Genomic DNA, 25,552 nt, shown 5'->3' with positions numbered 1-25,552 from the left:
ATTCAATAAAAGAGGAAAAAAGACACTCCTGGAAGCATCAGACGAAGAACTAACTTTTATCGTTTATGCCCAATGATTTCAAATGCCTTCGTAAGACAAAAAAAAGCAGAAGCTGAGTCAGCTTCTGCAAAATAGAGAAAACACCTTGGATGAAAGGGTTTCATAAAAATCCTAACAAAGGAGTATAAATTCCTATTAAACATGAGATTAAGATTCTGTAAAGGTCTTTGGTAATTCCACGTGAAAAGTAGTACCTTCATCTACCATACTTTCCACATGAATTTCTCCATGGTGGGCTTCAACGATGTGCTTCACAATAGCAAGACCTAATCCAGTCCCCCGGAATTACGGCTTCTAGCCTTATCCACACGATAAAATCTTTCAAAAATCCTTGAAATTTCCTCTTCAGGAATTCCTACTCCATTATCTGAAACAGAAATGACGATCCGTCCCTCTTTTTCTACAAATTTCAGATGAACTTTACCTTCCTTAAAAGTATAATTCACTGCATTGGTTAGCAAATTCATGAAAACCTGCTTGAGACGGCTTGAATCCCCTTCAATCATTGTTTGTCCCTCTACTTCAGCAGTTAAAATAACTCCTTTTTGTTCTGCATGCTGTTCGACAATCGGGAGGAGGTCTTGAAGCAGTTTCTGGATCTCCACTTTTTCAATGGTTAAATGAAAATCCTCACGCTCAAGCTTTGACAGCTCCAGTAAGTCCTGAATTAAAGATTGAAGCCTGCCACTCTCTTTTAGAATAATATGAAGAAACTGCTCAAGCATAGCTTCATCATTCATTGCCCCATCCAGAAGAGTTTCAGAAAAGCCTCGTATCGATGTGATCGGTGTTTTTAATTCATGGGAAACGTTGGCCACAAAATCTTTTCTCATTTGTTCCAGCCTTTTGAGATCCGTAATGTCGTGAAAAACAAGTACGACTCCCTTCCATTTTCTTCGACTGTTAAAAATGGGGCTCCGGTAACTTCTAAATGCTTACGGTCAATTCCAAGCGGAAGAACAAATGTTTCACTTAGGGTCTCTTCAAACATATAAATTTTTTGGATGGTCTCATGAATCGTAGTAAAGGGTATGGATTCGTGATACAAATGTCCGATGTACTGCTGAGCTTCGCCACCGAAGCTTTCGAGAAACGCCCGGTTTACTAGAAGGATATATCCTTTTTCATCAATGAGTACAAGTCCGTTTCCCATATTATTGATGACGGCTTCTAATTGGCTTTCCTGCATCCCTTTCTTGCTGGTCATCTCCTGGAGATTACGAGCGAGTATGTTTATCGCTCGGCTTAACTGCCCGGCTTCTCCAAAGTGGCCTTCGTAGGTACGTGCTTTGTAATTCCCTTTTGCAAGTTCAGTAGCCACATCTGCTGCCGAACGAATCGGCCGAATAAATTTAGAAAATATATTGTAGCCTATAATGAGGATGACCAATAATCCAAGCACAAGTGTAAATCCGATGAGCAGCCAAATATTTTTGGTAATATTGGTCAGGGAATGAACCCGTGAAAGCAGAATCAGGGTACCATCAATATTATTTAGATCAATGGGAAGAGGATAATAGAAAACACTATCGATCAGCTCGCCTTCTCGAGCCGAAGTATTATTCGTTTTCACACGGGTAAGTATTTTATCTTTCTCGTTCTCTGTTACAACAGGTACAGCACTTACCGTATCAGCAAGAATCTCGCCATCATTTGAAATAAACACCATTCCAGTGTTCAGCTGCTTACTGAGATCATACAATTCTTTTTTGTTAAGCTCGCCTTCTTGTTCATACCGTTCCATATAAGTGGCAAAATACTGGCTCTCTGCTTCAATTCGCTCTTCAAATATATTAACGAAATAATTACGAGTAAGCTGAGCGAGCAAAACCCCAAGGCCCATTATCACGACTGCTACAAGGATCGTGTACGTGAGCAAAGGCCGTGTGTTGGATTTCATTTACTTCGGATCCTCCATCTTATATCCGAGCCCGCGGATTGTTTTGATATACGTTGGTTTCTTTGTATCCGGTTCAATCTTTTCCCGTAAATGACTGACATGGACATCTACGATACGTGTATCTCCGGCAAAATCATAATTCCACACAGCGCTCAGAAGCTGGTCTCTTGATAGAACCCGTCCGATATTTTGGGCTAAATAGAGAAGAAGCTCAAATTCTTTAGGAGTAAAAGTAAGAGGCTCTCCTTTAATTGTTGCTTCGTACTGTTCAGGATAAATAGATAAGTCCGCTATTTGTATATGCGTTTCTTCTTCCTCTACTGGTTCCCGATGCATTCTTCTAAGGATCGCTTTAATACGGGCAACCACTTCCCTTGGACTAAACGGCTTGGTCAAATAGTCGTCTGCTCCAAGTTCTAATCCAAGTACTTTATCAAACTCATCATCTTTTGCAGTAAGCATCAATATTGGAGTATCCACTTGTTTTTGACGAAGCTGCTTACAGACTTCCATGCCATCCATCCCAGGCAGCATGACATCCAATACTACGAGATTATAGTTATTTGAAGAAGCTTTTTCTAAAGCGTCTGTTCCGTTATAAGCTACATCTGTTTCATACCCAGCCTGGTCAATATTATATTTTAGTAATGTAACGATCGATTCTTCATCGTCAACTATAAGTACTTTTTGCATCATTCCAATCACCTCAGACAACATAATATCTTCATAATACAATGAACTTAACAATTTGAATACGTATCTTTACAAGTTTTACTTAATTTTAATAATCATCTTCTTTACTTAGTATGGGTAAGCAAAGAAATTTTTATAGAAAATTAATGAAAATAGCCTTCTATTGTTCGTCAGTAATATGGAAGAAAAACCTGTTTGTCAGGCTGACAGGGAGAGCATTTGAGGAAAAGAGAAAGGAGAGAAGCAGAGTAGTGAAGTGATATCTTCAACTATTGTTCGGATTAATCGGAGACTTTCCTGTTGATCCTTCCATAACTAAAAACAAAAGGGGTTTCTCAAAAATCTGAGAACCCCTTTCCGTGGTCCTATTAGTAAAAATTTTCAAGGGAACTCGCATTCATGGACTTTGGTTCATAAGGCGGCTGTACAATTAAAGTCCCTTTAATAATTTGGTCGCCTTCCTCATCATACCCATTCACACTAAGAGAAACGCTATGATCTTCTTGGCTGATCTCCTTAACTTCTACATTAAAGCGGACTTCCGCATAATGGTAGACTGGTTTAGGATAGGTCAGATCACTATTCTGTATATGACTTCCCGGTCCGGGCAGATGCATAGAAACGATAGAAGAAACCATTCCAAATACCATTACAGTTGGAACTATAGGTCGTTTAAACGGTGTCTGCGAAGCATAATCATGCTGCACGTATAGAGGATTTGCGTCATCTGTGAGACCAAGGTACATAAGCAAGTCCCTATCTTCTACCGTAAAAGATGTAGTGAAGGTTTCTCCTATTTGTAAATCTTGAATCTTTTTTCCTAATTTCCTTTTCTTGCCCAGCATACTCTCACCCCTTGTAAGCGTTTACTCTGGTTATGAAAAAAGATTCGAGGACCAGCCCTCGAACCTCTCTCATTTCTATTTTAATACATTTAGAACGTTTTTAACAGAGTCTGCAGATTTATCCAGCTGGTTTCTCTCTTCCTCTGTTAGTTCCAGTTCAATAACTTCTTCAATTCCATTTCCGCCCAGGATAGTAGGAACGCCTAAATAAATTCCCTCATAGCCGTATTCACCTTCAAGGTAAGCGATAGCCGGGAGAATCCGGCGCTGATCTTTCAAAATAGCCTCAGCCATTTGGACAAGTGAAGCGGCTGGTGCATAGTATGCACTTCCGTTCCCCAGCAGTCCTACGATTTCTCCTCCGCCTTTACGAGTCCGCTCAACAATTGCATCTAAACGATCTTTGGAGATTAATTTTTCCAGCGGGATACCTCCGGCAAAAGAATAGCGTACTAATGGAACCATATCGTCCCCGTGTCCGCCTAAAACAAAGCCGGTGACATCTTTAATCGATACGTTCAATTCTTCTGCAACGAATGTACGGAAACGTGCTGTATCCAGCACACCCGATTGACCTATCACACGGTTTTTCGGTAGTCCTGCTTCTTGGAATACAGAATACGTCATGGCATCAACCGGATTTGTAAGAACGATGATGTAGCAGTCTGGAGAATACTTGACAATTTCTTTCGTAACACTCTTCATAATTTTGGAGTTGGTGCTGACAAGGTCGTCCCGGCTCATCCCAGGTTTTCTTGCTATTCCTGCAGTAATGATAACAAGATCGGAGTCCTTGGTATCTTCATAATTAGAGGTACCTTTAACTTTAGCATCAAAGCCTTGGACAGGACTTGCTTCCAGCATGTCCAAAGCTTTACCTTTTGTAGGATCTTCCTGGTCAGGAATATCGACTAACACTACATCGCCCAATTCCTTTTGAGCAGCCATTAGGGCCGTCGTTGCCCCTGTAAAGCCCGCACCGATTACTGAGATTTTACTTCTCTGAATTGCCATTTTGTAAACTCCTTTCTCAAACGGATCAGTCCATGTTTTTGATCAAAGCATCACCAAATTCAGAACATTTCACTTCCGTTGCGCCATCCATCATACGTGCAAAGTCGTACGTGACGGTTTTGCTTCCGATAGTTTTATCCATGGCTTTTGAAATTAATCCGGCTGCTTCTCTCCAGCCAAGGTGTTCAAGCATAAGCACACCGGAAAGAATAACAGAAGAAGGATTAACTTTATCCATTCCTGCATATTTAGGGGCTGTACCATGAGTAGCTTCAAAAATGGCGTGGCCGCTTTCTGAGTTAATGTTCGCTCCAGGCGCAATGCCGATTCCGCCAACCTGAGCTGCAAGTGCATCTGAAACATAATCACCATTCAAGTTCATAGTTGCCACCACATCAAATTCTTTCGGACGAGTAAGAATCTGCTGCAGGAAGATATCGGCAATCGCATCTTTCACAATGATTTTACCTTCCGCTTCCGCTTTATCTTGAGCTTTATTTGCCGCATCTTTTCCTTCTTCTTCAACGATACGGTCATATTCGCGCCAAGTAAATACTTTGTCTCCGTACTCCTCTTCAGCCACTTCATAACCCCAAGCTTTAAACGCACCTTCAGTAAACTTCATAATATTTCCTTTATGAACAAGTGTAACGTTGCGGCGCCCTTCGTTTAATGCATAATCGATGGCTGCTCGCACAAGGCGTTTTGTTCCTTCTTCGGATACTGGTTTCACACCGATCCCAGAGGTTTCAGGGAAACGGATGTTATGTACACCCATTTCATTTTGAAGAAATTCAATCACTTTCTTCACTTCAGGTGTGCCTTTCTGCCATTCAATTCCTGCATAAATATCCTCCGTATTTTCACGGAAAATGACCATATCAGTGTCTTCCGGATGCTTAACAGGAGAGGGTACACCATCAAAATAACGAACTGGACGCAGGCATGTGAACAAATCAAGTTCCTGACGCAGTGCTACGTTTAAGGAGCGGATTCCTCCGCCGATTGGTGTAGTAAGCGGGCCTTTAATAGCAATTTTGTACTCCCGAATCGTATCAAGTGTTTCACCAGGAAGCCACTCACCAGTTTTATCATAAGCTTTTTGACCTGCAAGTACTTCTTTCCATTCTATGGATTTTTGGCCATTATAGGCTTTATCAACGGCTGCTTCAATAACGCGGCTGGCAGCAGCCCAGATATCCGGTCCAATTCCATCTCCTTCAATGTAAGGGATAATTGGACGATCAGGTGTAATTAAATTTCCGTTTTGTTCTACTGTGATCTTTTGAGCTTGTGTCAAAATAAACCCTCCTAAAAAATTCGTTTCTAAGTCCTGTGGGATGGATCATCCTCTACTATCATACTTTAATTTAACAGCAATAAAAAGTACAACGAAAAACCCGATTGATTTTAACGTTCATCAATCGGAGTGTACGTCTGTCCTTTTGGTCCTACATATTCTGCACGAGGACGAATCAAGCGGTTGTTATCGTACTGTTCTAGAATATGAGCTAACCAACCAGATACACGGCTGACAGCAAAAATCGGAGTGAAAATATCGTGATCAATGCCTAGGCTGTGATACACAGAAGCGGAATAGAAATCCACATTCGCAGGCAATCCTTTGTTTTCTTTGATATAGTCTTCAATTTTCACAGACATATCGTAGTACTTTGAATGGCCGGTAAGCTCTGTTAACTCACGGGACATTTCCTTCAAATGTTTAGCACGAGGATCCCCTTGACGATAAACACGGTGGCCCATCCCCATGATTTTTTCTTTATTTTCAAGTTTCTTTTCAATAGCAGGAACCGCGTTTTCCACAGAGCCGATTTCAGTCAGCATCTGCATGACACGTTCATTAGCTCCCCATGAAGAGGGCCTTTTAATGCACTGATTGCCGCTGTGACTCCAGAGTAAACGTCGGAAAGTGTAGCCACACATACGCGTGCAGTAAATGTAGAGGCATTCAACTCGTGGTCTGCATGAAGAACTAGTGCTTTATTAAAAGCTTCCACTTCAATGTCTTCAGGCTCTTTGCCATTCAGCATATAAAGAAAGTTTGCTGCAAAACTAAGGTCTTTTTTAGGTGATACAGGTTCTTTTCCGTTACGGATCCGAGCAAATGCAGTCACCACTGTAGGGATCTTTGCCTGCAGACGCAAAGCTTTGCGTTTATTCGCTTCCAATTCCATAACATCGGCTTCTGAATCGAACAAGCCCAGCATGGAAACAGTTGTTCTCAAGGCAGCCATCGGGTGGACCGTAGATAAATCATAGGATTTTAAATGGTCGATCACCTCTTTGGGAATCTCCATATTATTTATCAGTTCTGTTTTAAATTCATTTAATTCTTCTTTATTTGGAAGCTTTAAATTCCAAAGAAGGAAAACTACTTCTTCAAAGCTGGAATTTTGAGCAAGATCATCGATATCATACCCGACATACGTGAGTTTATCGTTAATTATTGAACTGATCGATGATTCAGTTGCTGTTATTCCTTCAAGTCCTTTAGTTGATGACATACAATCTCTCCTTTGTGAAAATGGTACTTTAAGTTTCTCATTTAATAAATTAAAGAGAAAACGCTTTAAAAGATCCTATCATTTAATCATGAAATTATCCCCACGAACAATTATAAAGTATTCTGACTTGAATGTGAATTGAAACCGGTTAATATTAGGGATATTTATCAAATTCTCAGCGAAAAAGTCGTACATTGCAGCGAAATCGAGGACAAAGCACGAAATCTGTGAAGCAGAATCTCCGTACAGCCGCATATACATGTAGAGAAGGAAGGAGAGGTGATTTGTGGACAAGCATGTCTTTTATCAAGCACTTCGTTTTTTAGTTGTGCTGGTCTGTGTAATTCTCTCAGGTACGTTCGTATATTTTTCCTGGAACTATCTCTATCCTTTCTTATTTGCTCTATTATTTGCCTGGATTCTGCATCCATTTGTAAAAATTTTAGAGGTGAGAATGCGGCTCCCAAGATGGCTGGCAGTAGTTTTGTTAATGCTGCTTGGCATTTCATTTATTGGCGGGATCGCGTTATTAATCGTAGCAGAACTTGTGAAAGGAATACAGTACGCAGCTGGAGAAGCAGCTTTGGACTTTCCAGCTTTAATTAATCAACTGATTGATGGAATTACAAAACTAGTTACGCCGGCTGTCAGGCAGCTCGAGAACTTTTTACATTCGCTAAATGCTGCTCAGAAGCATTCGGTGGAGACTTCTCTTGAAATGCTCAGCTCTAAAGTCAGCTCCACTCTGTCCTCATTTGCGCAAACGATACTTGAAGGATTGACTAAAGGGATTATCACCATTCCAAACTCTCTATCTACGATGTTTATCGCTGTTTTGGCAACATTCTTCTTTTGCAAAGACTGGGAGAAAATCATAACTGCTGTTCGACAGCTGCTTCCAGCAACGATACAAAAGACAGGTGAAAAGATTTACGAAGATTTGAAAAGAACTGTCAGAGGCATGATCAAAGCGCAAATGATCCTAATAGCCGTATCTTTCGTCATAGTATTTTTCGGACTGCTTGTTATGAAACATCCTCATCCGCTGTCCTTAGCGATGGTCACTGGAGCAGTAGACCTGCTTCCTTACATTGGGACAGGCATTATTTTCGTCCCCTGGATTCTATTTGAGTTTTTTTCCGGAAATTTCGATATCACAATTGGACTCGCCATGCTCTACATGGTGCTCGTCATCGTTCGTCAATTACTCGAACCTAAGTTATTAGCGGATCATTTTGGTGTTCCCCCGTCCTTCTTTTGATCGGATTGTTTTTAGGGTTTCAATTGTGGGGAATCTATGGAATGTTGTTAAGCCCGGTGGCCATCGCCTTCATAAAGACTCTCCATAAAACCGAAGTTCTTGGTGAGATTTGGCGTTTTATTAAAGGTTAAAGAGGCTTGAAGCTGGTGCCAGCCAAGCCTCTACCTCCTGTATATAGTTATGCTCCCTTTTTCCATCATTTTAGTAATCAACCGTCTTAAAAAGAGCTTAATAGGAGCACGCGATCCTGGGATTAATAATATAAAACCTAAGGTGTCCGTAATAAAACCGGGCGTTAGCAAAAAAGCGCCTCCAACAAGGATACAAGCTCCGTCCAATAAAACATCCTGGGGCATTTGCCCGCGCTGCATAGATAATTGGATATTACGAATCGTCTCAAGCCCTTGCTGTTTAGCAAGCCACGCGCCGATTACTCCAGTACTTATGATTAACAGAATGACCCACCAGGGACCTATCCAATTGCCGGCCCAAACGAGCACCCCAATCTCTAATGCTGGTACGATGATGATCAGCAATAATAACCAGCGAAACATATTATCTTTCCTTTCTATCGCCATTTAGTCTATTATAACCTGAACGAAAAAAAGTATAAAAGAAAAAGACAGAAAAGCAATGCTTTTCTGTCCAATACTTGAGCATCGTATATTATAGAACGCTCGCATGACCTTCATAAATATCTCCGCGCGAGCTGTCGATCGTAATATCAATGCCGTCCGTAATAATATCGAGTGCTTTATCCACGCCGACGATAACTGGAATGCCAAGGCTCAGTCCTACTACCGCAGCATGGGAAGTCAATCCACCTTCAAGGGTAATGAGCCCGGATGCTTTTTCAATTGCAGGCATCATATCTTTGTCAGTACCTTGCGTAACAAGAATATCGCCTTCCTGAACTTTTTCAATGGCTTCTTTCGCATTCTTCGCAAGAACTGCACGGCCATAAGCACTCTTTTGCCCGACTCCTTGTCCTTTGACTAGGACATCACCAATAATATGAACTTTCATTAGATTGGTCGTACCACTCTCGCCCACTGGTACACCTGCAGTTATAATAATTCTGTCTCCTCTGGAAACCACTCCTGAGGCAATGCTCTGATCAACAGCAACATCAAGCATTTCATCTGTAGAATAAGCGTGCGGTCCCATAACTGCATACACGCCCCATACTAAAGAGAGTTTGCGATTTACTGCTTCACTTGCTGTTACCGCAACAATAGGTGCCTGCGGACGATATTTAGAAATCATTCTTCCCGTGTGTCCACTTTCTGTAGGCGTTACGATCGCATTTACGTTTAAATTAATGGCTGTGTGAGTAACCGACTGGCTGATCGCATCCGTGATTGTCATATCACTGTGCTTAGACCGTTCACTTAAGATTTGTTTATAGTTAAGACCAGTTTCAGTTTTGCTCGCAATATTTTGCATCGTTTGCACCGCTTCTACCGGATAATCACCGGCAGCCGTTTCCCCGGAAAGCATGATGGCATCAGTACCATCAAATATGGCATTGGCTACGTCAGAGGCTTCTGCACGCGTCGGTCTAGGGTTCCGCTGCATGGAATCCAGCATTTGTGTTGCAGTAATAACTGGTTTACCAGCACGGTTACACTTGCGGATCAACTGTTTTTGTACGAGCGGCACATCTTCAGCAGGAATTTCCACTCCTAAGTCTCCACGAGCAACCATCAATCCTTCGCTGACTTCAAGAATCTCGTCGATATTATCGACACCTTCCTGGTTTTCAATCTTAGGAATGATTTGAATATCTATGGCGTTGTGTTTTTCTAACAGTTCTTTTATTTCGAGCACATCCGAAGCGCGGCGAACGAAGGATGCAGCGATAAAATCTACCCCTTGTTCAATTCCAAATTCAATATCCTTTGCATCTTTCTCTGTAATCCCCGGAAGATTTACACTTACGTTGGGTACGTTTACACCTTTTTTGTTTTTAAGCGGGCCGTTATTTAGTACTGTGGCTTTAATTTCATTCTCATCTTTATGTATTTCTTCTACATAAAGTTCTACAAGACCATCGTCCAGCAAGATTTTCGAACCAGGATGTACATCATTAATTAGTCCTGGGTAGGTAACCGAAAAACGCTCGGCATCCCCTTCAATATCGTCCATAGTCACATAAACCGTGGACCCTTTTTCTAAGTAAACTTCCCCATCTTTAAGAGAACCTGTGCGAATCTCCGGACCTTTTGTATCAAGAAGAATGGCTACAGTTTTCCCCGTCGCTGCAGCTGCTTCTCGAATGTTCTTGATTCTTGCTCCATGCTCTTCAAAATCTCCGTGGGAAAAATTCAAGCGAGCTACGTTCATTCCTGCCTCAATCAGCTTAGTTAAAGTTTCCACCGTTTCGGAAGCAGGACCGATGGTGCAGACAATTTTTGTCTTCCTTATCATTTTCATTTCCTCCTCTTTAAGTGCATTGTAAAGAAATCATTCTTTCTATTAAATCGACAATTCTTTTGAAAGTCGGTACATATTCATATCTACCTGGTGATTCGTGGTTAGGATTTCAATAATATCATGATCTACTAATTCATTATTTTGTATACCTACCATACGGCCGGCTTTGCCTTCAATGATTAAATCTACAGCATACGCACCTAGACGGCTGGCAAGAACCCTGTCTGCAGCTGACGGAGATCCTCCCCGCTGCGTATGACCTAATACGGTGACTCGCGTTTCCATATTAGTGGCTTCCTTGATTTTTTTACTGAAATCCACCCCGCTGCCAACACCTTCAGCGACAATAATAATACTATGCTTTTTCCCACGGTCATGACCGCGTTTGAGCCGCTCAATAATCTCATTAAAATCATCTTTAACCTCAGGAATTAAAATACTTTCCGCTCCATCGGCAAGACCTGACCATAGTGCAAGGTCTCCAGCATCCCTTCCCATAACTTCAATGACATAGGTCCGTTCGTGGGAAGTTGCCGTGTCCCTAATCTTGTCTATCGCATCTATAATTGTATTCAGAGCAGTGTCAAACCCTATTGTGAAATCTGTTCCAGGAATGTCATTATCAATAGTACCAGGCACTCCAATACACGGATAACCCTTCTCTGTTAATTTTTTTGCACCCATGAAGGTACCGTCGCCACCTATAGCGATCAAGCCTTCAATGCCGTGGTTTTTCAATTGTTCAATGGCCTTCTGCTGTCCATCTTCGGTTTTAAATTCCTCGCAGCGGGCCGAATAAAGCTTCGTTCCTCCACGTTGAATAATATCTCCTACAGAGCCTAATTCCATTTTCTCAATATTTCCGTCAATGAGACCCTGATAGCCATATTTAATTCCGTAAACGTCTATCCCATGATAAATAGCTTTACGTACGACAGCACGAATCGCCGCATTCATACCAGGCGCATCGCCGCCACTAGTAAGTACACCTATTTTCTTCATCCTCATCACCTCGAAAGATTTACTTGTTAATCTGTCTCCCCATTCAAAGATAAAACGAAACCTGTGCCTTATCAACTACTACCTATGTAGAAAAAATGGAGAAGGCAATATATGTGCAATGATAGCGTTACCACTCTGTAAAGATGCGAAAAGCCGCACGAAATTGTGCGACTTACATCCTGTCTTTACTATCCGCTTTAACCGCATACCATTATATATCAATAAAAGTATAATCGCCAATTTTTTTATATTTATGAAAGCGTTCTTCTAATAATTGGTCTCTTTCCTGCTTACTAAGTTCTTCTATTGTTTGCTCAATAATCTCTCCAATTCTTTCCGATTGAGCTTCAATATCCCTATGAGCACCACCCCGGATTTCAGGAATTACGTCATCGATGACGTCAAGCTCTTTTAAATCATAAGCGGTAATGCGCATACTTTCTGCAGCTTTCTTGGCAAGACTTGAATCTTTCCACAGAATAGATGAAGCACCTTCTGGAGAGATCACAGAATAAGTAGAGTTTTCCAGCATAAATATCTTATCTGCAATTCCTAGACCAAGCGCACCACCGCTTCCCCCTTCACCAATCACAACACAAACGACCGGAACGGAAAGACCAGCCATTTCAAATAGATTTCTTGCAATAGCTTCGCTCTGGCCCCGTTCTTCTGCTGCTTTTCCTGGATATGCTCCTTTGGTGTCTATAAAAGTGATGACGGGTCTTTGAAACTTGTCTGCTTGTTTCATCAGGCGCAAAGCTTTTCTATATCCTTCGGGGTGAGGCATACCAAAGTTTCTTCTTATGTTTTCCTTTGTATCTTTCCCACGCTGGTGACCGATCACTGTCACGGGCTTCCCTTTAAACTTAGCTATGCCTCCAACGATGGCTTCATCATCTCCATAAAGGCGATCCCCATGCATTTCCAGAAAATCAGTAAAAAGATAATCAATGTAATCCAAGGTGGTTGGCCGTTCAGGATGCCGGGCCATTTGCACTCTATCCCAAGGCTGCATCCGATCATAAACATCTTTTTCAAGTTTTTCCAACCGTTTTTCGAGGGTAGTAATTTCTTCGTTTAAATCCATTTCGCTGTCTTCAGTCAGCCGCTTAAGTTCAGCGATTTTTTCTCTTAGTTCCATGACAGGTTTTTCAAATTCCAATACATGCTTCATTCCTTTTCACCCCCGGCTGGTGAATATCGAGCACAGTAGTCAAAACTGCTTTCAAATCATGACGATGGACAACGCGGTCCAGTTGGCCGTGCTCTAATAAAAATTCAGCCGTTTGGAAATCATCCGGGAGTTTTTCCCTAATGGTCTGTTCAATGATTCTTCTTCCAGCAAATCCAATTAAAGCGCCAGGTTCTGCAAAATTATAATCTCCTAGTGAAGCAAAGCTTGCGGAAACCCCTCCCGTAGTAGGGTGGGTCATCACAGAAATGAATAAACCGCCCTCGGAGCTGAACCTTTGTAAAGCGACGGACGTTTTACCCATCTGCATTAAGCTGAGAACACCTTCCTGCATACGTGCACCACCGGAAGCAGTAAATATGATAAAGGGAAGATTTTCTTCTCTGGCTTTCTCAATGGCGTTAGTAATCTTCTCACCAACGACAGAGCCCATGCTTCCCATCCGAAACCTTGCATCCATGATGGCGATCGCAGCAGAGTTTCCATTCAGCTCTACTTTTCCTGTCACCACGGCTTCATTAAGTTTGGATTTCTGCCTGTCTTTTTCCAGTTTTTCTTCATATTCCGGAAAATCCAGCGGGTTGGTTGAAACCATATGCTTGTCCCATTCTTGAAAGGTTTGGGAATCAAACAGGTGTTCAATCCGCTCATAGGCAGTGAGCCTGTGATGATGTCCGCAATGAGGGCAGACGTTCATATTCCTGTTTAGTTCTTTTCGATAAAATATTTTGTGACACTCAGGGCATTTCTGCATCAGCCCTTCAGGTACATCCTGCTTAGCTTCCTGGCTTGGAATGGATGCATAACGTTTTTTCTTGCTGAAAAAATCTCTTAGCAAGGTGATTCCTCCTTTGGGACAAAAGCTTCCTTTAACCTACTATACAGAAAGGAAAGTAAAGAATTTCTCTATTTTTGTCGAAAATCATTCGACAAGTCTTACATGTGTTCATATAGGCTTAAGACATCGGATGGTTTACCGCTTTTCAGTACTTGGAGCATGTTTTCATACCAAGAGGATGAATAACTCACTTCGTGAACCGCACCGGTAAACCAAGTGATAAACTGCCACATGGATAAGAGCAGTTCCTGGTTGGATAGCTTATATAAATAATAAAACATTTGTTCATGACTTTCACTCGTCATTGGTTCTTGTAAGTAGCTCTCCACTTCTTTTTGCTCCTGCGGTGTCAGCTTTCCTGAATGAATCATTAAAATTTCTTTTTCAAGCATCTTCTTAGCAGTTACAAGTTCATCTCTCGTCCTTGTATTATTTAACAAAAAATGAGAAAGAAGTTCAACCATGTGGTAGGGACGGTACGCCCTCATAAAAGTGCCTTCTCCGCGGCGGGTTTCGATCAAGCCTAACAGTTCCATAGCTCTAAATGCTTCACGAATCGAGGATCGTCCAACATGGAGCAGGTCACTTAGTTCCCGTTCTGACGGCAGCTTATCACCAGGTTTTAATTGGTGATCCTCGATATATGATTTTAATTGATGAAGGACTCCTTCATAAGCTTTCTTCTGCTCCGAGCTTGACACTGACATGGAACACTCCTTCTTATTTACATAAATTCCATTCATTATGTAAGTATGGAGAAAAGCACGCGGCTTTTCTCCAAGCTTCTTCAATCTTCATCAATCAACGTGAGCTGTCTCGTTTTTTCTGCAACTTCTTCCGGATCCACGTGGTGCCTTGCCACACCTGATTCCATTGCAGCCTGCGCGACACTGGCTGCTACTTTCGGAGCGACTCTTGGATCAAATGGGGCGGGGATTACGTAATCTTCATTTAATTCTTCATCGGTTACGAGTGACGCAATGGCTTCAGCTGCGGCTATCTTCATTTTCTCATTGATCCGGGTGGCCCTAACGTCCAAAGCTCCACGAAAGATACCTGGAAAAGCAAGGACGTTATTTACCTGGTTAGGGAAATCTGAGCGGCCGGTTCCTATTACACGGGCACCGGCTGCTTTAGCGTCCTCGGGCATTATTTCAGGATCCGGATTCGCCATAGCAAATATGATCGCATCATCATTCATATTGGAGACCATTTCTTTGGAAAGTAAGCCCCCGACAGATACTCCAATAAACACATCTGCCCCTTCCATGACTTCTTCTAAATTACCTTCTACTTTATCTTTATTAGTTATTTTTGCTACTTCATCCTTAACATCATTCATGCCGTATTCGCGGCCTTCATAAATCGCACCTTTAGAATCACACATAATGATTGACCTGACCCCAAAATGATAGAGAAGCTTAATAATAGCGATCCCAGCAGCTCCCGCACCGTTAGCTACCACTTTAATTTCAGAAAAGGATTTCCCTGTTAATTTAAGCGCATTCATGAGCCCGGCTACGGTTACAATCGCAGTTCCGTGTTGGTCATCGTGAAAAATTGGAATGTTTGTTTCCTTTTTTAAACGTTCCTCTATAATAAAGCAGTTCGGAGCGGCAATGTCCTCCAGGTTTACACCTCCAAAGGTTGGCTCCATTAACTTAACTGTTTGTACAATTTCGTCAATTTCTCTAGTATTTAAACAGATCGGGAATGCATCTACACCGGCAAAGCTTTTAAACAAAGCTGCTTTCCCTTCCATCACAGGAAGAGCAGCTTCCGGTCCAATATTCCCGAGTCCGAGAACAGCAGATCCATCGCTCACCACTGCGACCATATTCCCCTTCATTGTATAATCATACACAGATTCTTTATGATCATAAATTTCTTTACATGGCTCTGCTACCCCTGGAGAATACGCGAGACTTAAGTCTTTTGCATTTCTGACAGGAACTTTTGATGTAGTTTCCAATTTCCCTTTATTTACACGATGTATGTGTAATGCTTCGTCACGTAAATTTGACACAGGTACACGCTCCTTTAGTAAGAATAAAGCCGTTCCTGGTGGTCTGACCACCTTTAACTTCTTCATTATAACAGATGCAATTGTTGTGTAAAGAATTTAGAAAAACCCGGTCTTAGTTCTTCGAATCGTTCGAATGTCTTTGGGTACGAACCGCAACAGAAGAGTCTCCAAAAAAGCTTTTCAGCCTGTCCAGACAAGCATTATGAACAGCAAGAGAATAGGTCGGCCCTAACTGGTAGGTTTCCCGTTTATCAGCACGGAAAATGAGCACTGTTGCATTCCCCGGGAAATACTCAGCTGTGGCTTTTAAAAAGTCCAGAGATTCCTGCTCCTCTTTTTCTTGTATTCGAATAAAAATTCTTCGTTCTTCTTCGTGATTTTCCACTGCTTCAAAAGGAGAAATTTTTTCGACGATCAGTTGAACTTTATCATTTCTTTTCTCTGTTTTCCCTTTAACAGACACGAGCATTTGCTCGTTCAGCCAGCTTCTGTATTCACGGTACACGTTTGGAAATAATACCGCGTCCATCTCGCTCGTCTCATCACTTAATGTTACAAAAGCCATCGGTTCCCCGCGTTTCGTACGTATTTCTTTAACAGATTCGACAACGGATGCCGTTTCGATCTTCCCATTCTTTTTCATGAAAAAGATTTGATCAATGGAAAGAACTCCATGTTTTCGTAAAGAATTACGGTGAGCTTCTAACGGGTGCTCAGAAATGTAAGTTCCAAGTACTTCTTTTTCCATAGCCAGCTGCTTAAAGATTGGAAAGGGCTCAACATGCAGAAAGTCCTCTCCAGTCTGAAGTTCTTCTCCGAATAGTCCCGTCTGGCCTTGAAATTCTTTAAACAGCTCTCCTTGTTCTAAAGCCTGGTCAATGCTTGCAAGCAGCTGGGCTCTGTTTTGCTGAAGTTCATCAAACGCGCCAGATAATATAAGCGCTTCGATCACAGAACGACTGACCGCCCGATGGACGACACGAAGACAGAAATCATTCAAACCTTTAAACCTTCCTTGTTGTCTCTCTTCCAAAATAGCTTCAACAGCTTGCAATCCGACGCCTTTAATAGCAATCAACCCGATCCGGATCGAGCCTCGCTCATCAACGCATAACGTATAGCTCTGATTAATGGAAGGACCTTTCACTTTTACGTTCAGTTCTCTCGCTTCCCTTAGGTAGGCTGACAGCTTTTGGCGGTCGCCTAAATGAGAATTCATTAATTCTGCTAAGAAATATGAAGGATAGTGAGCTTTTAGGTAAGCGAGCCTGTACGAAATCAGACTATAAGCGACTGCGTGGCTTCTGTTGAAACCGTAGTTTGAGAATTTAACGATCCAGTTGAACAATTCTTTCCCCATGTCCTGGCTGTATCCCTGCCGCTTACAGCCTTTCATAAATTCATCTTCTTGTTCTTTCAATACTTTCTGCTGTTTTTTGCTGACTGCGCGCCTCAGTAAATCCGCCTGTCCTAAACTGTATCCTGCCACCTTCTGCGCCACTTGCATGATCTGCTCTTGATAGACAAGAACCCCGAAAGTGTCCTTTAAGATAGCCTCTACATCAGGATGCGGATAAGTCACTTGCTCTCCGCCATGTTTTCGTTTGATAAAAACAGGGATATAATCCATAGGGCCTGGCCGATAGAGGGCATTGACTGCAACTACGTCCTCAAATCTTGTCGGTTTTAATCGTTCTAGAACTCCTCTCATTCCCTGGGATTCCAGTTGAAATACCCCTATCGTTTTGCCTTGCTGGAGTAATTGAAAAGTGGATGGATCATCAAGTGGAATTTCATCGGTCCGAAATGCCTGGTTTTGATTTTTTCGAATGCGCTGTTCCATTCTTTCAATAAACGTTAAATTCCTTAAACCAAGAAAATCCATCTTTAATAAACCGATGCTTTCCAGATCGCCCATAGCCAATTGGGTTAAATGGACATCCCCTTGTCCTGGCATGACTGCAGTATGCTTCACTAGTGGCTGCTCACTGATCACAACACCCGCAGCGTGCGTGGAAATGTGCCTTGGAAGTCCTTCCAGTTTCGTAGCAATTCGAAAAAGCAGCTGGAGCTTATTGGATTGTCTAATATAATTTTTTAAATCCTCAGAAGCTTGTACAAGCTTAACGAGAGAATGAGTCGTTGCAAAAGGCAGCTGCTTCAAAATAAACGACGCATCGTTTTGGTCAATGCTCATTACTTTGAAAAGCTCCCGTAGTACACTTCGGGAAGCGAATGTACCGAAAGTACAAATCTGTGCTACATGGGCAGTCCCATATTTATCAGCTACATAAGCAATAACTTCATCTCTACGGTGGTCAGGAAAATCTATATCAATATCCGGCATGGAGATCCGCTCAGGATTTAGGAATCGTTCAAATAACAAATGATAGTGAAGAGGATCAACCTGGGTGATGTTTAACAGATAAGCTACAATCGATCCTGCAGCTGAACCCCGGCCTGGCCCAGCATGAATCCCGCGGCTTCTCGCATAATGGACGAAATCCCAGACGATTAAGAAATAATCACTGAAATTCATAGAAATGATAATGTCCAGTTCATGATTCATTCTTTTTTCAGCTGTTTGGTATCGATCTGTATATTTACTTTGAAGGGCTTCTTCACACAATTCTCTTAAGTATTGAGCAGCAGTTTTCTTATCCGGCACCGGGTAGGAAGGTATTAAATGTTTACCAAACTCAAGCTCTACTTGACACTTATCTCCAATTTCCTCGGTTTTGAGCAAAACCTCCGGCCACCAATCTAAAAAATAAGATTCTAAGTCCGATTCCGGCTTTAGATCGAAACTTTTTGGGAGCATCGGCATTTGATCGATCTCCAAACGGCTCCCTTCATCAATTGCCCTTAAACATTGATAGGCTTGATCATCATCCTTGGTTAAGTAGCGCACATCACTAATCGCTGTAACTTGAATATCTTCTGCTTCAGCCCACTTTTTTAAAGGCTTTTGAATCTGTCTTTCCAGATAAGAATTTTGTTCTTCCACGCTCAAGTAAATATCCTCATCAGCGAATAAGTCATACCACGGTTGCACGATATTTGCAGCTTCTTTAATATTTCCTTCTGCGAGAGATGCTCCTAATGAAGAAAAAGAAGAAATAAGGATAATCAGCAGTCCTTTATGATGAATATGTAATTCCTTAAACTGCAGAGGCCTTTTATCGAGCTGAATGATCGAACTAAGAGCTAAAAGGTTTTGATAGCCTTCATTATTTCGTGCGAGAAAGATTACAGAATAGCTCTCTTCCTGGTGTTGAACCTCTGCATGCATCCCAAGGATCGGCTTAATTCCGTTTTCTTTGCAATGTTTATAGAAGGAAACCGATCCGCTCATAACTCCTTCATCGGTTAAAGCCAGAGAATCATAACCGAGTTCTTTTGCTTGCTCCACTAGCTCCTTAACCTTGATCGTACTTTTCATCAAGCTGTAGCTGCTGCGGACATTAAGATGAATAAAGGACATGACTGTTCACCTTCTTTCTTTTTAGAATTATAGCGAAAATCAATGGGATGTGGAAAGCATCCTGCATATTCGGTATGCTCTTAGAATAATTTTTTTAGTAGAGAAACACAACCTGCCTGCGAAAAGAGGGACAAGATGGAAGATCGTTTAATCATTTCAATGACGCAATGCTTCTTTATCGCTTTTGGTGTGATTGCAGGAGGAACCTTGATTGGAAGTATCGGCAGTTTTCTTACTGGAGAAGCACCTATGACCGCTATGTTCCGAATCGCTAAAGGATTGCGAATATGGGCCATAGTCGCAGCCATCGGCGGCACGTTTGATGCAATCAGCAACTTTGAAAAAGGAATCTTTGAAGGGTCTACCTTTGATTTATTTAAGCAAGTTATGATTATCGTGTCTGCTATGGGAGGTGTCCAGGCGGCTCTACTACTAGTAGAATGGCTGCTTGGGGAGGAAGTGACCTGATGTATATTCCTCCATTTATAAGAAAAAAAGAAGCGCGCAGATTTTTTGCAGGGGTCATGCTTGGAACGATTTTAGGTTATTTATTTTTTATTTTCATCCACGGACAGCTGCATGAAAAATATGCAGAGGAAAATATTAAATTGAATGCAGACTTGGTGGAACTGGAATCAAAATACGAAGGACTGCTCAATAATGAAAAAGAAGAAAATGAACAATCGAAGGACAGTACAGTAGAGGAAATTTCGGTCCATTATTCCAATGCAAAAAGGCTGCAAGTCGATTTATTAACACAGCATCAGCTGACGACACTAATAAAGCAGCAGCTGGAATCTATTCCTGGGAAAGAAATACATGTGGTGGCGAGTCAAACAGATCTCATCGTTGCCGCTATCGAAAACAAAAGGTTCGTAGTGGAAGATTTCACTTATCAGTTAACCGTTCAAAAACTCATTGTCGGCCATACAGTAAGTCTGCAATTAATGATTACAATAGAAAAGTAATAACGTCGGCATCCCCTTTTCCTCTAAATAAGCCTGTAAAAGCATAAGACTTCTACAGGCTTTTGTAATTCTTTATGCCTTATCGAAAGAGAGACATGCCATTTTTAACTCAGAAACGATCTGCTCCGTTTCCTCCCATCCAGATGCCTGTGCACCAGCGGCTAGTGGATGTCCTCCACCTTTATGATTGGCCGCTATGTCATTGACTACAGGTCCTTTAGAGCGAAGCCTGACTCGGATGGTATCTTCTTCTTCCACAAAAAAAGCCCAGGCGAGTACGCCTTCAATGTCTCCTAGTATTCCCACCAGCTGACTCGTTTCGGTAGAAGTGACATTAAATTTCTTTAAGGTTTCTGCTGACAAGCGAAAGGTACTGTATCCTTCTTCATGCACGGTAAAATTCTGCAAAATATAGCCTTTCAGCTTAGCCAGTCTTTCAGAAGTTTTATATAATTCATTATAAAGAAGCGGCCGATCAAATGAATAGCCGACTAATTCAGCAGCAAAGTGAAGCGTTGTCTCAGTGGTGCTCGGAAACAGAAAGCGTCCTGTATCCCCGACTATCCCGGCATAGAGAAGGCGGGCAGCTTTCTCATTCATCACAAACCCTTGATCAAGCAGTTCTTTATAAAGTTGATAAATCATTTCACTCGCGGAACTTGCTTCGGTGTTGACCCATTGAATATCCCCGTATTCATCTACGAGTGGATGGTGGTCTATTTTCACTAACATGGATCCATTTTGATAGCGCTGATCATCTATCCGCGACTGGTTAGCTGTATCACAGACAATCACTAACGAATTTGAGTATTCCTCATCTTCTACGTTCTCCATTTCTGCTAAAAAGCTGAGAGAGGGATCTTCTTCTCCAGTTATCTTTACGGTTTTATTTGGAAAACTGGCTTTAATCAATTCCGCCAATCCTGCCTGAGATCCATAAGCATCCGGATCCGGGCGGACATGGCGGTGAATAAGGATGGAATCGTAGTTTTTAATGGCTTGTCCAATTTGTTTAATAGACATAACAAACCCCTTTCTCGCTTTGATAAAGTAATTTCATGCATCGTTTTTTAGATAAGGTAGCATTTCCAGTCAAAAGAAGCTAAAATGAACATATAAAATCTACTTCAGGAGTCGATCATAGTGATCATTTTATCTACAATCATTTTCATTTCACTTGTCCTATACATTTACTATAAAGTGATGGTAGTCAAAGCAAAGGATCCGTTAACCCAGGTATACTTAAATAGTAAAGCACGCCTTTTCCTTGGCAGTCTCGTGTTTTTCTTCGGCATCAACCAGTACCTTGCTTATCAAACGCGGTTATCGTTGTTCATAGGCATTGTATTTGTAGTACTTGGCGCTGCCCAGTTTCGTCACGGATGGAAAGCATCCCGTCATTATCAAAATGAATATGCAAAACAACAGTCTGTATAAGAAGATCACGGCCGCCTATATTAAAGGGCGGCTTTTTTATTCAGCGGTCGATTAGCTGAGCCATTAACAGAGCTTTCCCTACAATCGATCGATCATGGTGAACCTCTACGTCTACTTTTGCAAATTTTCTTCCTACTTCCAGAATCTGCGGTTTTATTTGAATCTCGCTCTCTATCTGCACGGGCTTTATAAAATAGACCGAAATATTTTCAACGACGAGATCTCCTTTTTTATATTTTCTTAGAAGCCTGCTCGTTGATTCCGTAATTAATGAAATAAATACTCCATAAGAAACTGTTCCCAGCTGATTTGTCATTTGAGGAGTTACACGGGTACGCAAGACATATTCCTGCTCCTCGCTTTCTCCCATCTCCAGTTGTTTAGTCGCAAGGTCTTCAATCGTTTCCCCTACCTGCGGCTGCCTTTGCAGGTGCTGCAGCGCCTTCAAAACGTCCTGTCTGGAAATAATCCCTTGCAGTTTATGGGAGGCGTCGACCACAGGCATCAGCTCTATACCTTCCCATACCATGACGTGAGCCGCATTCGCCAAAGAGGTTTTCGTATGCACTGTCATTGGGTTCCTTGTCATAACCCGATCGATAGTCAATTCCTGTTCTTTTCCTATGACGTCTTTAGACGTGACGACTCCTACTACCCGGTTGTGCTGATCTACGACAGGGTATCTGCTGTGGGAGGTTGCTTGATTATATTGATACCAGTCTTGAACAGTATCCTTCGTTTTTAAAAAGGTCGATTCACTAAATGGAGTATAGATATCGTCCACGAGAACAATCTCTTTTTTTATTAGCTGGTCGTAAATGGCCCGGTTAATCATCGTGGCTACGGTAAAGGTATCATAACTTGTTGAAATAACAGGCAGCTTTTTTTCATCTGCTAACTTTTTCACCGTTTCAGACGTATCGAATCCTCCTGTTATGAGAACTGCTGCTCCTTCTTTTACGGCAAGCTCATGGGCATTAGTCCGGTTTCCTACAATTAATAGAGAGCCCGCTTCCGTATAGCGCATCATGGCTTCTAACTTCATCGCTCCGATGACGAATTTATTTAAAGTTTTATAAAGACCCTCTCTTCCGCCAAGCACTTGCCCCTCGACAATATTAATAATTTCTGCAAATGTCAGCCTTTCAATATTCTCTTTCTTCTTCTTTTCGATACGGATGGTTCCTACACGCTCCATCGTACTTACGAGATCCTGGTTTTCCGCTTCTTTAATTGCACGATAAGCAGTACCTTCACTCACATTAAGTGCCTTAGCAATCCTCCTTACCGAAATTTTACTTCCCACTGGCAGGGATTCGATATGTTCAAGTATCTGTTCATGTTTCGTAGCCATAACTATTCACCATTCTTTCTAACTGTACTACTATACAGTGCTGTTATTGTTATTATACAAGTGATACAGTTCCACTGCAATTTCATCCAGTTAAAAGTAAATGACCTCATAAAAAAATCCTTCTACTCCAATTAGTAGAAGGATTAGAAGGCGCTAATTAAAGCTCCACTGATTCTCCCGGTTCAAGAGCAAGACCTTTACCTGGAGACACCTGATTGGCAAATCCTTTGCCGTCTTGATTAATTAATTCAAAGGTGTTGTAGTGGATCGGAACTACCTGTTTTGCATCAAGCCATTTCGCTGCAATCAATGCGTCATCCGGCCCCATCGTAAAATTGTCTCCAATCGGCAGAAAAGCGAGATCAATATCATTCAATTCACCAATCATTTTCATATCTGAAAATAACCCGGTATCACCCGCATGGTAAATCGTTTTTCCATCAATAGTTAATAGAATTCCCGTAGGCATTCCAGTATAAATAATTGTACCATCTTCCTCTGTATAAGAGGAACCGTGGAAAGCCTGGGTAAATTTCACATGACCGAAGTCAAAATCTCCTCCGCCCCCAATGTACATTGGGTGGGCATTTAACCCTTTGTTTCCTAAATAAGTAGCCAGTTCAAACGGAGCAATAATTTGAGCATCGCTGCGTTTTGCAATTTCGAAAGTATCGCCAACATGGTCATTATGTCCATGCGTCAACAAGATCACATCTGCTGTAACCTCATCTGCGTTCAAATCAGTGTTTCCATTCTCAGAAATGAAAGGATCAAAAAGAATGGTTTTTCCTTTTGCTTCTACTTTTACGACAGAATGTCCATGATAAGTTACTTTCACTCTACCACTCCTTCATAAAATTTCCGTCCCACCTAGTAATGCTGCCATGCAGATTCATAAAGTTGAATAAGGTGAGGATCGATCAGTGTATTGGGTTTTAAGGAAACTTTCTTTCCTTCCTTGGATATGATTTCCCTGTCTTCATCCTTTCCAAACACCGTCATGGAGTTTAACAGCTCGTCTGTTAAATAATTCGTGTCTGCTTTTAAATGAATGCTTCCTGCATCAATCGGTTCCCTGCTGGCCATCACAAAGCCCCAATTCCCGAAGCTTGGAATATCCACATGAAAATTTTCGGTGTACAGACCTGTCGCTTCAATGGTATCGCTGATTGTCCAGTAAACCTTTGTAGCAAACACCGGACTCGTCGCTTGTATCATCGCCGCTCCACCGGGATCTAAATGATTTCTCACGAGTGAATAAAATTCTTTTGTATAAAGCTTGTTTAAACTTTCGTTATTTGGATCAGGCAGATCAACGAGAATGACATCATAAAATGATTCGGATTGTTTCAAAAATTGAAAAGCATCCTTATTTAGAACGGTCACTTTATCATTTAATAACGACCCTTTATTCATTTGCAGCAAGTGGTAATTCGTCTTAGCAAGCTTAGTCATCGCTGGATCCAAATCGACTAACGTAATGTCTTTTACTTCCGGGTATTGAAGCACTTCCCTTGCCGCAAGACCGTCTCCTCCACCTAAGATAAGAATATGTTCCCTCTTTGAGGCTTCCGCCATCGGTGGATGGACGAGGGTTTCGTGGTAACGCTCCTCATCAGAAGAACTAAATTGTAAAGATCCATCTAAATACAACCGGGTGTCTCCTTCTTCTTTAGTCATGACAATATGCTGATAAGCACTGTCCTCTTTAAGAATGATCGGATCTTTATAAAGTTTTTGTTCAAAAGAAAAAGCCATCTCCTCCCCAAAAAACAACCCGCCTATCAATAGAAGACCAATCAGGACACCAGCAGCAGTATGGAATCTCAAACGATTGATTTCTTTACGAAATAGATAGAGCACACCGATCGCGATAGCAAGATTGATACAAGCTACAAAAAAAGCACTCTTCACCATGCCCATTTGAGGACGCAGGTAAAATGCAAAAAGCAATCCGCCTATTAATCCACCCGCATAATCAGAAAATAGAACGCGGGCTGTACTTCGATTGAGTTCTTCCCCGATTTCATTCGCTTTTCGTATTAAAATAGGCAGTTCCAGCCCTGTTAATCCTCCCACAGTAAAAGTTAAAAGGTAGAGAAACAGCGCGTCAGTTCCTTCAGGAGCAAAAGCAGTCATGCCAAACATCATAAAACTTGAAAAACCACCGACAAGGGCCACCATAAACTCAATCCAGACAAAGGTGATCACCAGTCGCTTCATCACCTTTTCACTGATACTTGCGCCAATCCCCATACCTGTCAAAAACAAGCTGATCGTGAGCGTATATTGTTTCACCCCATCTCCTAAAATGTAAGAACCTAAGGCCCCAAAAAGCACTTCAAAAATGATTCCGCAAATCGAGACAATGCCAGAGGCCCAATAAATGAAACGGGTTTTATTTTGAAAATTCGCTGCCATACTATTCACTCCGGTCTTTTTGCTCTCTTAGTGATGTCATTAAACGTTAGTGGGAACATCTGCAATCAAGGAAGGATTCCTGTAATCGAGAATGAA

The 25,552-nt window shown here is 41.7% G+C and carries 21 protein-coding genes and 2 pseudogenes; 4 read left to right on the top strand and 19 right to left on the bottom strand.

The features are described 5' to 3' along the window. Window positions 1-207 precede the first annotated feature (207 nt). The 7 genes and pseudogenes from MUN89_RS09805 to citZ form a co-directional block, all read right to left on the bottom strand. Window positions 208-893: pseudogene (locus MUN89_RS09805) on the bottom strand (sensor histidine kinase). Then, window positions 890-1,960, bottom strand: a complete 1,071-nt coding sequence (locus MUN89_RS09800; RefSeq protein ID WP_244713241.1) for a PAS domain-containing protein — start codon at window positions 1,958-1,960, stop codon at window positions 890-892. The pseudogene MUN89_RS09805 and the gene MUN89_RS09800 overlap by 4 nt, the downstream one beginning before the upstream one ends. After that, window positions 1,961-2,656 carry a response regulator transcription factor gene (locus MUN89_RS09795; RefSeq protein WP_244713239.1) on the bottom strand — a complete coding sequence of 232 codons (696 nt, stop codon included), beginning with the start codon at window positions 2,654-2,656 and terminating at the stop codon, window positions 1,961-1,963. Between the two features lie 365 nt (window positions 2,657-3,021). Further along, a complete protein-coding gene (locus tag MUN89_RS09790; RefSeq protein WP_244713237.1) occupies window positions 3,022-3,498 on the bottom strand; it encodes a MaoC family dehydratase in 477 nt (158 codons plus the stop codon). A gap of 75 nt (window positions 3,499-3,573) precedes the next feature. Beyond that, the gene (gene mdh, locus MUN89_RS09785) at window positions 3,574-4,512 is read right to left on the bottom strand and encodes a malate dehydrogenase (RefSeq protein ID WP_244713235.1); all 939 of its coding nucleotides are present in this window, start codon (window positions 4,510-4,512) and stop codon (window positions 3,574-3,576) included. A 25-nt stretch (window positions 4,513-4,537) separates the two neighbouring features. After that, window positions 4,538-5,812, bottom strand: a complete 1,275-nt coding sequence (gene icd / locus MUN89_RS09780; RefSeq protein ID WP_244713233.1) for an NADP-dependent isocitrate dehydrogenase — start codon at window positions 5,810-5,812, stop codon at window positions 4,538-4,540. 110 nt (window positions 5,813-5,922) lie between these two features. Beyond that, window positions 5,923-7,037, bottom strand: a pseudogene (citZ, locus tag MUN89_RS09775) (citrate synthase). Window positions 7,038-7,323: 286 nt separating this feature from the next. Between citZ and ytvI the strand changes: the two are divergent. Beyond that, window positions 7,324-8,298, top strand: coding sequence for a sporulation integral membrane protein YtvI (gene ytvI, locus MUN89_RS09770; protein WP_244713232.1), 975 nt, complete (start codon window positions 7,324-7,326; stop codon window positions 8,296-8,298). Between the two features lie 161 nt (window positions 8,299-8,459). Here the strand turns inward: ytvI and MUN89_RS09765 are convergent, their stop codons facing one another. From MUN89_RS09765 to dnaE, 8 genes are all read right to left on the bottom strand, one after another. After that, window positions 8,460-8,852 carry an FxsA family protein gene (locus tag MUN89_RS09765; RefSeq protein ID WP_244713231.1) on the bottom strand — a complete coding sequence of 131 codons (393 nt, stop codon included), beginning with the start codon at window positions 8,850-8,852 and terminating at the stop codon, window positions 8,460-8,462. 112 nt (window positions 8,853-8,964) lie between these two features. Next, window positions 8,965-10,728, bottom strand: coding sequence for a pyruvate kinase (gene pyk / locus MUN89_RS09760; protein ID WP_305852445.1), 1,764 nt, complete (start codon window positions 10,726-10,728; stop codon window positions 8,965-8,967). Window positions 10,729-10,776: 48 nt separating this feature from the next. Next, window positions 10,777-11,736, bottom strand: a complete 960-nt coding sequence (gene pfkA / locus MUN89_RS09755; protein ID WP_244713230.1) for a 6-phosphofructokinase — start codon at window positions 11,734-11,736, stop codon at window positions 10,777-10,779. A gap of 211 nt (window positions 11,737-11,947) precedes the next feature. Then, entirely contained in the window at window positions 11,948-12,910 is a 963-nt protein-coding gene (accA, locus tag MUN89_RS09750; protein ID WP_244713229.1) for an acetyl-CoA carboxylase carboxyl transferase subunit alpha, read from the bottom strand. Continuing rightward, entirely contained in the window at window positions 12,888-13,766 is an 879-nt protein-coding gene (accD, locus tag MUN89_RS09745; protein WP_244713227.1) for an acetyl-CoA carboxylase, carboxyltransferase subunit beta, read from the bottom strand. Before accD ends, accA begins: the two co-directional genes overlap by 23 nt. Window positions 13,767-13,864: 98 nt before the next feature. Further along, the gene (locus MUN89_RS09740; protein ID WP_244713226.1) at window positions 13,865-14,473 is read right to left on the bottom strand and encodes a FadR/GntR family transcriptional regulator; all 609 of its coding nucleotides are present in this window, start codon (window positions 14,471-14,473) and stop codon (window positions 13,865-13,867) included. An 80-nt stretch (window positions 14,474-14,553) separates the two neighbouring features. Next, entirely contained in the window at window positions 14,554-15,792 is a 1,239-nt protein-coding gene (locus tag MUN89_RS09735) for an NADP-dependent malic enzyme (protein ID WP_244713224.1), read from the bottom strand. Between the two features lie 112 nt (window positions 15,793-15,904). Then, complete coding sequence (dnaE, locus tag MUN89_RS09730) at window positions 15,905-19,276, bottom strand: DNA polymerase III subunit alpha (protein WP_244713222.1); 3,372 nt, start codon at window positions 19,274-19,276, stop codon at window positions 15,905-15,907. A gap of 135 nt (window positions 19,277-19,411) precedes the next feature. Here dnaE and MUN89_RS09725 point away from each other — a divergent pair, with 135 nt between their 5' ends. Both MUN89_RS09725 and ytrI read left to right on the top strand, forming a co-directional pair. Further along, entirely contained in the window at window positions 19,412-19,744 is a 333-nt protein-coding gene (locus MUN89_RS09725; RefSeq protein WP_244713221.1) for a sporulation membrane protein YtrH, read from the top strand. Continuing rightward, window positions 19,744-20,244 carry a sporulation membrane protein YtrI gene (gene ytrI, locus MUN89_RS09720; protein WP_244713220.1) on the top strand — a complete coding sequence of 167 codons (501 nt, stop codon included), beginning with the start codon at window positions 19,744-19,746 and terminating at the stop codon, window positions 20,242-20,244. The genes MUN89_RS09725 and ytrI overlap by 1 nt, the downstream gene beginning before the upstream one ends. Before the next feature lie 72 nt (window positions 20,245-20,316). Here the strand turns inward: ytrI and MUN89_RS09715 are convergent, their stop codons facing one another. Further along, on the bottom strand, window positions 20,317-21,267 hold the full coding sequence (locus tag MUN89_RS09715; RefSeq protein ID WP_244713219.1) for a DHH family phosphoesterase: 951 nt from the start codon (window positions 21,265-21,267) through the stop codon (window positions 20,317-20,319). Between the two features lie 120 nt (window positions 21,268-21,387). Between MUN89_RS09715 and MUN89_RS09710 the strand changes: the two genes are divergently transcribed. Continuing rightward, a complete protein-coding gene (locus MUN89_RS09710) occupies window positions 21,388-21,681 on the top strand; it encodes a YtpI family protein (protein WP_244713218.1) in 294 nt (97 codons plus the stop codon). A gap of 40 nt (window positions 21,682-21,721) precedes the next feature. On the opposite strand, the gene MUN89_RS09705 is transcribed toward MUN89_RS09710, so the two are convergent. The 3 genes from MUN89_RS09705 to MUN89_RS09695 form a co-directional block, all read right to left on the bottom strand. Continuing rightward, entirely contained in the window at window positions 21,722-23,035 is a 1,314-nt protein-coding gene (locus MUN89_RS09705; protein WP_244713216.1) for a DRTGG domain-containing protein, read from the bottom strand. Window positions 23,036-23,192: 157 nt separating this feature from the next. Then, window positions 23,193-23,873: a metal-dependent hydrolase gene (locus MUN89_RS09700; protein WP_244713207.1), complete on the bottom strand. Its 681-nt coding sequence runs from the start codon at window positions 23,871-23,873 to the stop codon at window positions 23,193-23,195. Window positions 23,874-23,905: 32 nt separating this feature from the next. Next, complete coding sequence (locus MUN89_RS09695; RefSeq protein ID WP_244713206.1) at window positions 23,906-25,456, bottom strand: polyamine aminopropyltransferase; 1,551 nt, start codon at window positions 25,454-25,456, stop codon at window positions 23,906-23,908. Window positions 25,457-25,552: the final 96 nt, after the last annotated feature.

Origin of the sequence: Halobacillus salinarum (assembly GCF_022919095.1) — a bacterium.
In the GTDB taxonomy this organism is placed as follows: Bacteria; Bacillota; Bacilli; order Bacillales; family Halobacillaceae; genus Halobacillus_B; species Halobacillus_B salinarum.
The sequence above is the reverse complement of the archived record's forward strand: the minus strand, read 5'-3'. Positions and strand labels throughout refer to the sequence as shown.

Excerpts from the sequence above, each read along its gene's own strand:
- accA (WP_244713229.1), bottom strand. The coding sequence starts at position 12,910 with ATGAAGCATGTATTGGAATTTGAAAAACCTGTCATGGAACTAAGAGAA.
- MUN89_RS09765 (WP_244713231.1), bottom strand. The coding sequence starts at position 8,852 with ATGTTTCGCTGGTTATTATTGCTGATCATCATCGTACCAGCATTAGAG.
- MUN89_RS09695 (WP_244713206.1), bottom strand. The coding sequence starts at position 25,456 with ATGGCAGCGAATTTTCAAAATAAAACCCGTTTCATTTATTGGGCCTCT.
- MUN89_RS09740 (WP_244713226.1), bottom strand. The coding sequence starts at position 14,473 with ATGTCAGTGTCAAGCTCGGAGCAGAAGAAAGCTTATGAAGGAGTCCTT.
- pyk (WP_305852445.1), bottom strand. The coding sequence starts at position 10,728 with ATGATAAGGAAGACAAAAATTGTCTGCACCATCGGTCCTGCTTCCGAA.
- MUN89_RS09725 (WP_244713221.1), top strand. The coding sequence starts at position 19,412 with ATGGAAGATCGTTTAATCATTTCAATGACGCAATGCTTCTTTATCGCT.
- MUN89_RS09790 (WP_244713237.1), bottom strand. The coding sequence starts at position 3,498 with ATGCTGGGCAAGAAAAGGAAATTAGGAAAAAAGATTCAAGATTTACAA.
- mdh (WP_244713235.1), bottom strand. The coding sequence starts at position 4,512 with ATGGCAATTCAGAGAAGTAAAATCTCAGTAATCGGTGCGGGCTTTACA.
- MUN89_RS09715 (WP_244713219.1), bottom strand. The coding sequence starts at position 21,267 with ATGTCTATTAAACAAATTGGACAAGCCATTAAAAACTACGATTCCATC.
- pfkA (WP_244713230.1), bottom strand. The coding sequence starts at position 11,736 with ATGAAGAAAATAGGTGTACTTACTAGTGGCGGCGATGCGCCTGGTATG.
- dnaE (WP_244713222.1), bottom strand. The coding sequence starts at position 19,276 with ATGTCCTTTATTCATCTTAATGTCCGCAGCAGCTACAGCTTGATGAAA.
- MUN89_RS09705 (WP_244713216.1), bottom strand. The coding sequence starts at position 23,035 with ATGGCTACGAAACATGAACAGATACTTGAACATATCGAATCCCTGCCA.
- MUN89_RS09795 (WP_244713239.1), bottom strand. The coding sequence starts at position 2,656 with ATGATGCAAAAAGTACTTATAGTTGACGATGAAGAATCGATCGTTACA.
- MUN89_RS09800 (WP_244713241.1), bottom strand. The coding sequence starts at position 1,960 with ATGAAATCCAACACACGGCCTTTGCTCACGTACACGATCCTTGTAGCA.
- ytrI (WP_244713220.1), top strand. The coding sequence starts at position 19,744 with ATGTATATTCCTCCATTTATAAGAAAAAAAGAAGCGCGCAGATTTTTT.